Raw genomic sequence first — 3,320 nt, forward strand, 5'->3', positions numbered from 1 at the left:
TGTATAAAATTGAACTAATTGAACAAGATAAAATAATTGAATCTAAAGAATTTTTGAAGTTTGATGATATTTTTAATTATTCATCTATTTTGTTAAAAGAATTAAATCTAAACAGTAAAGTAGTAATTTTTGAAAAAAAAGAAGATAAGTGGATTGAGTTTGGGAAATGACAGATGAAATAATAGTTTATTTTTCATAATGAAAAGTTATTAGAATAACTAGAGGAGGCAATTTGCCTTACATCCACAACAAGATTTAGATTCCCTTTTCTAGAATATGATAATTTACAACCTAATTCTAGGACTGCAGCTACATAGTCTTTACTTGTGTACATCCGTATGAATAATTGCTTCTGATAGCTTTTTTCTACGTTTGATACTAGTTTTTTTAATGCTTTAATTACAATGTCAGTGGTCATATTTTTTGAAAATTCCCAACCGCATATTTCATTTTCCTCCTTGATAGAAGCAAGTTCCTTTTTCATTATCTTGCTAGTAAAAATATTCTAAAAAAATGGAATCAAAAAGTAAGAGGTTGGGAAGGAATTCTAAGAATGCTATCTATAGAATTCGAGGAACGTTTAGACAAATATTTGAAATAAAAAACTATCTTAGAAAAAAGTATCTTTAAAGTACTCAATCTAAGATAGTCTATTTGAACATTTAAAATATTAGTATAACTGATAGAAGTAAAAATTTGTTTAATAGTATACATGGTGTAACTATTATATCAAAAAATTAGCTCTGTCACAAAAGTGGCAGAGCCTTTTTTATTATAGTAAGGTGGTGGTTCACTATAGTAAGTATGGATATCTATAGATATGTAACCTTTCCATTTTCTAGAGATATGACTCTATCACACATATATCTTATAACATCAATATCATGTGAAATAAAAATATAGGTTAGATTTAACCTCTTTTGTATATCTATTAGAAGATTTAAAATCTGAGCTTGAACAGAGATATCCAGTGCTGATACAGACTCATCTAAAACAATGATTTTAGGATTTATAAGTAAAGATGTTAAAATCAAAACTCTTTGTTTTTGTCCTCCACTCAATTGATTGGGATATTTTGTTAAATAATCCTTAGATAATCCAACAAGTTCCATCATAGAGATTATCTTTTCCATTTTTTCATCTTTGGAATAGTTTAATATATCCAGTGGTTGATTTAGGTGCCAACCGATAGTTTTTTTAGGATTAAGGGATAGATAGGGATCTTGTAAAACCATTTGAATATCCTTTCTAAACTCTAAAACCTCCTTTTTGCTATATTTAAAGATGTTTTTATCCTCATATATAATCTCCCCAGAATCAGGGTGTAGAAGTAAAAGCAGTATTTTACCAAAGGTGCTTTTACCACATCCACTGGGACCAACTATTCCTAGAGTTTCCCCTTGAAATACATCAAAATTTATACTCTCTAAAATTGTAGAGTTTTTAAATTTTTTATTTAGATTTTTCACTTTTAAAATTACTTTATTTTTCATAATCAATTTCCTTTAGTGGATTTATGCAACGAATCCCTCTACTATTTCCCTCAGTTAAGGTATAATCAACTCTATTTTTTTTACAAAACTCTGTGACCATAGGACATCTAGGCGAGAAAAAACACCCCTCTATACGGTCATTTATATCAGGAATTCCACCCTTCATAACTTTAATCGGTTCCCCTTTTTTAAAATTTCTAGGGAGTGAATCTAAAAGACCTTTAGTGTAGTGATGATAGGGAGAGGAAAAAATCTCTTTTGTAGGACCGCTTTCAACAATTTGTCCAAAATACATGATAAGAGAGTTATCAGTAAAGTTTTTAATGACCTCTAAATCATGAGAAATCAGGATAATAGATGTATTATATTTCTTCTGTATATCTTTTAATAGCTTTAAAATTTGACACTCTATATCCTTATCCAATGCGGTAGTTGGTTCATCAGCAATGATAATCTTAGGATTGTTGGCAATGGCCATAGCTATGCCAATTCGTTGTCCCTGCCCTCCACTGAGTTCATGGGGATATTTATTAAATATCTCTAAAAAATTATCTTTAAATCCAACATCAGATAAAACCTCAAAAGTTCTATTGAGCTCCTCTTTTTTATTTAGGTTTTGATGTTTTTTTATAACTTCTAGAATCTGTTTTCCCACTTTCATCAGAGGATTTAGAGAACTGATAGGATTTTGGAAAATAATAGAGAACTGGTTGCCTCTGATTTTTTCTAACTCCTTTTCTGAACTTTTACAGATATTCATTCCTAAAAATTCAACAGTTCCTCTTGAAACTCTTAAATCATCTGATAAAAGATTTAAAAGACTCATGGCTGTAACAGTTTTTCCACTGCCACTTTCTCCTACAATACCTAGGGATTCCCCTTTTTTTAATGAGAAGGATATCTCATCAACAACAACTCTATTAATTTTAGAAATCTCCTCTATAGATAGATTATTTACTTTTAAAATTATCATATATGCTCCTATTTTTTAATATACTCTTTAATACCTTCTCCAAGGAGATTAAAACCAATGGCAACAAGACTGATTAAAACTCCAGGAACAAAAGCGTAATATGGATTTGTGGTAATGTACTCTTGAGCTCTATATATAATCTCTCCCCAAGTTGGTTGAGGAGGATTCACTCCCATACCTAAATAGCTCAAACTGGCTTCAGTTAAAATTGCCGTAGAAAAGGATAGAGCTCCTACAACAATTACAGTGGATAACATGTTTGGAAAAATATGGGAGAAGATAATTTTAATCTCTTTAATACCCATAATTTTAGCCCAAGTTATATATGGAAGGTTTTTTATCTCCATAACTTTTCCCCTGCTCACTCTAAAAAAAGTTGGAATATTTAAAATCCCAATGGATATTGCAGTATTTTTAAGATCTTTTCCAAATATTGTTATAAAAACCAGAAGAAATAAAATCGATGGGATTGACATAAATGCATCAATAATTTTGGAGATAATCTCATCAATCCAATTTGAGAAATAACCTGATATTGTACCTAGAAAACTTCCGATAATCCCTCCAATAAAAACGGCTATTAGTCCAACATAGAAAGCTCCCTGAGAAGCTATCATAACTCTGGAAAAAATATCCCTTCCCAACTGATCAGTCCCTAAAATATGTTTTAAAGATGGAGGTTTTAATCTATTGACCTCATCAATTAAATAGGGATCATATGGAGTCCAAAAAAGACTTAAAATCATAAAAAAAAGAAGAGTTCCAATAATTAGTAAGCCTATTTTCAGGTTAGTATTTTTTTTAATATTCATCATCTATCGCCTCCCTTTCTGATTCTAGGATCAATTATACTA

At 30.1% G+C, this 3,320-nt stretch carries 4 protein-coding genes; all 4 read right to left on the reverse strand.

From position 1 onward, the window contains the following. Positions 1-193 precede the first annotated feature (193 nt). The 4 genes from ACMOUI_RS10140 to ACMOUI_RS10155 all read right to left on the reverse strand — a co-directional run bounded on the left by ACMOUI_RS10140 (position 194) and on the right by ACMOUI_RS10155 (position 3,281). Complete coding sequence (locus tag ACMOUI_RS10140; RefSeq protein ID WP_418965580.1) at positions 194-484, reverse strand: hypothetical protein; 291 nt, start codon at positions 482-484, stop codon at positions 194-196. A 328-nt stretch (positions 485-812) separates the two neighbouring features. After that, complete coding sequence (locus ACMOUI_RS10145; protein WP_418965581.1) at positions 813-1,493, reverse strand: ABC transporter ATP-binding protein; 681 nt, start codon at positions 1,491-1,493, stop codon at positions 813-815. Continuing rightward, positions 1,483-2,466: an ABC transporter ATP-binding protein gene (locus tag ACMOUI_RS10150; RefSeq protein WP_418965582.1), complete on the reverse strand. Its 984-nt coding sequence runs from the start codon at positions 2,464-2,466 to the stop codon at positions 1,483-1,485. Before ACMOUI_RS10150 ends, ACMOUI_RS10145 begins: the two co-directional genes overlap by 11 nt. An 8-nt stretch (positions 2,467-2,474) precedes the next feature. Beyond that, positions 2,475-3,281 (reverse strand): ABC transporter permease, encoded by an 807-nt coding sequence (locus tag ACMOUI_RS10155; RefSeq protein WP_418965583.1) that lies wholly within the window; start codon positions 3,279-3,281, stop codon positions 2,475-2,477. Between the last annotated feature and the right edge of the window lie 39 nt (positions 3,282-3,320).

This window comes from Cetobacterium sp., from assembly GCF_048470075.1.
In the GTDB taxonomy this organism is placed as follows: Bacteria; Fusobacteriota; Fusobacteriia; order Fusobacteriales; family Fusobacteriaceae; genus Cetobacterium_A.